Source organism: Saccharopolyspora rectivirgula DSM 43747, from assembly GCF_000497205.1.
GTDB lineage: Bacteria > Actinomycetota > Actinomycetes > Mycobacteriales > Pseudonocardiaceae > Saccharopolyspora > Saccharopolyspora rectivirgula.
Genome location: NZ_AYJW01000111.1, coordinates 1 through 4,657, shown reverse-complemented (window position 1 = coordinate 4,657; position 4,657 = coordinate 1). Strand labels below are relative to the sequence as shown.

At 66.4% G+C, this 4,657-nt stretch carries 4 protein-coding genes and 4 tRNA genes; 4 read left to right on the top strand and 4 right to left on the bottom strand.

The window, feature by feature from the left end; all coding sequences use genetic code 11:
* Positions 1-425 precede the first annotated feature (425 nt).
* The 4 genes from SREC43747_RS0118825 to SREC43747_RS0118810 all read right to left on the bottom strand — a co-directional run bounded on the left by SREC43747_RS0118825 (position 426) and on the right by SREC43747_RS0118810 (position 1,257).
* A tRNA-Val gene (locus SREC43747_RS0118825) sits at positions 426-500 on the bottom strand.
* Between the two features lies 1 nt (position 501).
* Positions 502-573: transfer RNA gene (locus SREC43747_RS0118820), tRNA-Cys, on the bottom strand.
* A gap of 38 nt (positions 574-611) precedes the next feature.
* A tRNA-Gly gene (locus SREC43747_RS0118815) sits at positions 612-684 on the bottom strand.
* Between the two features lie 147 nt (positions 685-831).
* Positions 832-1,257 carry an SsgA family sporulation/cell division regulator gene (locus SREC43747_RS0118810; RefSeq protein ID WP_029722936.1) on the bottom strand — a complete coding sequence of 142 codons (426 nt, stop codon included), beginning with the start codon at positions 1,255-1,257 and terminating at the stop codon, positions 832-834.
* Between the two features lie 879 nt (positions 1,258-2,136).
* Here SREC43747_RS0118810 and SREC43747_RS0118805 point away from each other — a divergent pair.
* The 4 genes from SREC43747_RS0118805 to SREC43747_RS20015 all read left to right on the top strand — a co-directional run.
* The gene (locus tag SREC43747_RS0118805) at positions 2,137-2,589 is read left to right on the top strand and encodes a TIGR02611 family protein (RefSeq protein WP_081722691.1); all 453 of its coding nucleotides are present in this window, start codon (positions 2,137-2,139) and stop codon (positions 2,587-2,589) included.
* A gap of 69 nt (positions 2,590-2,658) precedes the next feature.
* Positions 2,659-2,730: transfer RNA gene (locus tag SREC43747_RS0118800), tRNA-Val, on the top strand.
* 191 nt (positions 2,731-2,921) lie between these two features.
* Positions 2,922-3,068, top strand: coding sequence for a hypothetical protein (locus tag SREC43747_RS21445; protein ID WP_160173021.1), 147 nt, complete (start codon positions 2,922-2,924; stop codon positions 3,066-3,068).
* Between the two features lie 652 nt (positions 3,069-3,720).
* On the top strand, positions 3,721-4,657 hold a 937-nt coding region (locus tag SREC43747_RS20015), incomplete at its 3' end, for an NB-ARC domain-containing protein (protein ID WP_037332656.1).

The window sequence follows — 4,657 nt, the reverse complement described above, 5'->3', positions numbered from 1 at the left end:
GCGCCGATGCCTTCAAAGGCTTCCTCGCCCTCGCCGCCGCACTGACCTGCTTCAAGAAGCTCAAACAAGCCAAGTGAGACACGCTCTAAGGTACTTGTCATCCGAGCACGCTGCCTGGCAGGCGATTCCGCCGACGTGTGATTGGGAGAGCTGATCGCAGCGAGGAGAGCCTGCTTCCGGGAGCACCTGCTCGCCACTGTCCGCGGAGACCCCGGCAGGCCCAGCGGACCGCCTCCGGTCGCCATCAGCGGCACGACAAGCACCCAGCGCGCCGACGCCACGGGCCTGCCCTGTGCGCGACCGGAGATCGCCAGTGGGACCGGAGCGCCCGATGCAGACCGGAGGCAGCACTTCGCGGTGGCTGCCGAACAGCGAAAGCCCCTGCCAGCGGAACGCTGACAGGGGCTTCACCTGCTGAGAACGGGTGGTGCGCGATACTGGGATTGAACCAGTGACCTCTACCGTGTCAAGGTAGCGCTCTCCCACTGAGCTAATCGCGCGAGGCGGAGGCGGGAATCGAACCCGCGTACAGGGCTTTGCAGGCCCTTGCCTAAGCCACTCGGCCACTCCGCCACACCCCAGCCCCCCGTTGCGGGAGCTGAAGGACGTAGAGCGGACGACGGGACTCGAACCCGCGACCCTCACCTTGGCAAGGTGATGCGCTACCAGCTGCGCTACGTCCGCACGCCCGCGACACCGGACCAGGACCTCTTCGGTCGTCGGCCCGTCCGCCGCGTTGCACGATGCACTTTAGACCACCCTCCGCGGGGGCGTGCAGAGGGGTCCCGGAATCCATCACCCCGCACTGCCGTCAGGCCGGGGAAGATCGATTCAGCCGAGGTCGTAGGGCAGCAGACGGGTCAGCGCCTGGTCCAGGTCCACCCAGAGGTTCTCGTTCCCGGGGACCACGACGTCGTAGGTGCGGTCCAGGAAGTCCGCCAGCTCCTGGGCGCTCGCTTCGAACACGGCGTGCCCGGAGGGCGAGCTCAGCTCGACGACCACCACTTCGGGGTCATCGGTGGCCGGGCGGATCTGCACATCTCCCTCGCCCGCGGGAGCGATCAAGCCGTCGGCCAGCAGATCCCGGGCGAACACCCATTCGACCCAGCCGGAACGACCGGTGCGGAAGGCCGCCACCACCGCGTACGGGTCGCGGGTGTCGTAGCGCATCTCCACCTGGACCGGAGCCGCCGGAGCCTGCGGAGCCAGCAGGTCGAAAACCGCTGTCGAACGTATGGTCACGTGGTCGTTTCTCATCATCTTCCCCTTCTGCTCCCCGCGAGGCGAGCCATCGATCGCGGACTCCAGTTGTGCCGGTTACCCGGCTCCAGCGCCCGCATGTCACCGACAGACCACCCGTATGGGGCATCCCCCTTATTCGCTGCGTTACTGTCTAGTTGCTTTCTGTTTTCACAAAGCGGATTTGCGCCGCGTCGGAGCCCCTCTCCAGCGCCAGATGGCCATGGATGACCGCGGCACGGCCCGTTTGCACGGAAGAGGATCAGCTGCGAACCGGAGGCTCAAGCTCGAAGCACCGACACCATTTCACAAATCCGAATCTTTGCTACTTTCCGTAGTTGCCTGGTAACTGCGGTCGCATCGGGCCCCAACTTCGCGCCCGAGCCGCTGCAGGACAACCACAAACCCACTCTGACCACTGGGTTTATTCGCGTCCTGACCAGCGGCACTGCATTCAGGATAGGCATCGGCCACGAATTTTTAACCCCGCAGAAATCCGCCCTCATGAGACCCTCGCCACGGAATTCACCGTTTTAGGTGAACTCGTTGGTACTACTCCGTGACCACAAGCCTGCTTTTGCCACTCCCGCAAGTGACTCACCGCACAATGTGAGGTGGATCGAATTTCGCGGTGCAGAGACTATGTGCCCTGTCCGCCCCGAACAAGCCGCGCTAGACGCGGTCGGAGCACCCCCTCGGTCGGCGGTCCGCTGACGAGCGCGCCGGTGTCTGCTTTGCGCATGCCCCGAGCCCGTTCCACCAACCCACCGTATTCTGGCACCGGGAACACCGGGATGGCCTAATCGCAGGCTCATCCGGCCACGAGCAAGAACGTCCGAGCGTCCGGCAGGTGGAACTCTGAGTAACGCGGCCGAGTCACCATCCCGCGAGCGTGACATGGACCAGGAGGAGCAGCGGCGACGGCCGTGGCGCGCGAAACTGCAGCGCCTGGTGCAGCGGGTGCGGAGGTTCCGGGAGCGCATCCGCCATCGCCGCGGCCTCAACACGACGTACCGGGTGGCGCTCGGCACCTTCGGCACCCTCGTGCTGTTGGCCGGACTGGTGATGATCCCCTACCCGGGTCCGGGATGGCTGGTCGTGTTCGCCGGGCTGGGCATCTTGGCCACCGAGTTCCACTGGGCCCACCGGGTCAACATGTTCGCCCGGCGCCAGTACAAGCGCTGGGTGGCCTGGCTCGGTCGGCAGAGTTGGATCACCAAGCTCGCCGTCATGTCCGGCACCGGCCTGGTGGTGCTGGTGACGCTGTGGATGATGGGCGTGTTCGGCCTGGTCGGAAGCTGGTTCGACCTGCCCTGGCGCTGGCTTGCCTCCCCCCTGTTCGAGGGCTGAAAACGATCGTGTATTGTTTTCCTTGCAAGCGGGAAGGGCGGAGGCCCGGACCGCCGGAGAACTGAACAAGGGCGATTAGCTCAGCGGGAGAGCGCTTCGTTCACACCGAAGAGGTCACTGGTTCGATCCCAGTATCGCCCACGCGAGGAACGAGCCCCTGGCAGCGATGTCAGGGGCTCGTTCCTTTTCGGCCGCGCCACCCACTCAGCGCTGTGGTCGGCACCACACCATCCGCGTCCGCGGGGAAGAGCAGTCGGGACGGCGCCCCACCGGGCTCGAACGCATGAGCGGGAAACCGGTGGGGTGTCGGTGGATCTTGGAATCCTGCGGGCATGCCGATCAAGGACCAAGCGCAAAGCTCGACGAGCACGTTGTCCGAGTTCTTGCGGTGCCGCCTGCCTCGTACCGGCGACATCGAGGCCAGCTGGCGGGAGTCGCTGCAGGCCTCCCCCAGTCCGGAATGCGATTTGCCCGGGTGAGCGGTGGGAGGCCGTCGGGCTGGCTTTCGAACTCCGGATCGACCTCGATCTCGCTCCCCGGCCTGAGCCCGCACAGCTGCTGTCGTACCTCCCACCGGATCGGTGCGTGGAGCTGCTGACGGGCGAAGGGTCGTGCTCACGTGCTCTGTCGATGGGCTGCTCGCGGCTGCGAGCCCCGGGCCGACCCCGACGTTGGCCGCCCTGCGCGAGGAGTTCCGTTCTGCTGTGCGCGCTGAATTCGACTCGTTCCGCAGGCACGAGGTGCCGCGAGAACGGAGGCGTGGGCTCTGCATCGACAAGCATCGACAAGCCCTGACTGCACCTCCATCAGCGAGCGGATCGGCGCGGCGGTCGATCACGGTTCGGGAAAAACCACGTGGGGTGATCACTTGCTCGCTATCGTGTGAGCGTGCTGATCTTGGCGCACCTGGAGCGGCGGCAGGGCTCTCGTGCTGGAAACCTCCCGGTCGTTGTCGCGCCCGGGCACCGAGCAGCTGAGGACGCGAGAGCGATCTCGAGCGGCCCGGTGCCACCTGCGGCGCCGAACGCTGAGGCTGGCGCAATGTCGCAGCACTCGTCGATCACGACCTGGGGATTGATCGACCACCTGATGACCGAAGTGCGTTGTGCGAGTCCTCGCGGGTGGTGAGGAATGGCCAAGGCGGAGTCCTCCCGCGTCGCGCGTTTGACTTTCCTTGGGACGTTCGTCGCGGGGCTGCTGCAGTTGCTCGCAGGCGCGGCGACGAACGTCGTGACGGGCGTCGTCCCGGAGGAGTGGACGGAGAGCAACCTCGGTTGGCTGTTGGTCGGGACAGGTGCGCTGTTCTTGCTGGCTGCGGGCGTCACGGGGTGGGCAGCGCGTGGTTCGGCCCCAGAGCCCGACCAGGCGAGCCCGGCTGCTGGCTCGCCGAATGAGCGGGGCGAAGTCCACACCAAGAACAAGGTGAGGGCCCGCGAGGTGCACGGGTCGATCTTTCAGGCGGGCGTTGTGCAAGGCGACATCAATTTCCACACCAGCCCGTCCACGCGTCCGACCGTGGGGGCGCCGCCGCCACCACCGGACGGGGCGGTAGATCGTCCGGGCCTTCGGGACGACGTGGTGAAGGCACTGCTCAGCGAGGACAACCAGGGGCCGGTCGCGTTGATCGGAGTGACCGGCGCCGGGGGGTTCGGCAAATCGACGCTGGCGGCGCTGGTGGCCAACGATCCTCGGGTGGAAGAGCGGTTCCGGGACGGAACGCTGTGGGTGACCTTGGGCGCCCATGTCGGGAAGGCTGAACTCGCGGAGAAGATCAACGACCTGGCCGCGCGCGTGGCGGGGGAACGCCCGAGCTACACCGACCCGGAACAAGCCGGTTCGCACCTGGCGGAGGTCTTGCGGGACAAGCACTGCCTCCTGGTCATCGATGACGTCTGGCGCAGGAGCCAGCTGGAACCGTTCTTGGTCGGGGCCCCGTCGTGTCGGCGACTGGTCACCACGCGAATGCCCAAGGAACTGCCGGTCGGCGCGGCGACGGTGGAAGTCGAGGCGATGACCGCCGAACAGGCGATAGCGGTCCTCAGCAGAGGATTGGAGAGCACCGAGGGGG

Bases quoted from the DNA above. Each gene is read 5' to 3' on its own strand.
- SREC43747_RS0118810 (WP_029722936.1), bottom strand. From the start codon at position 1,257: ATGAGAAACGACCACGTGACCATACGTTCGACAGCGGTTTTCGACCTG.
- SREC43747_RS0118805 (WP_081722691.1), top strand. From the start codon at position 2,137: ATGGACCAGGAGGAGCAGCGGCGACGGCCGTGGCGCGCGAAACTGCAG.
- SREC43747_RS21445 (WP_160173021.1), top strand. From the start codon at position 2,922: ATGCCGATCAAGGACCAAGCGCAAAGCTCGACGAGCACGTTGTCCGAG.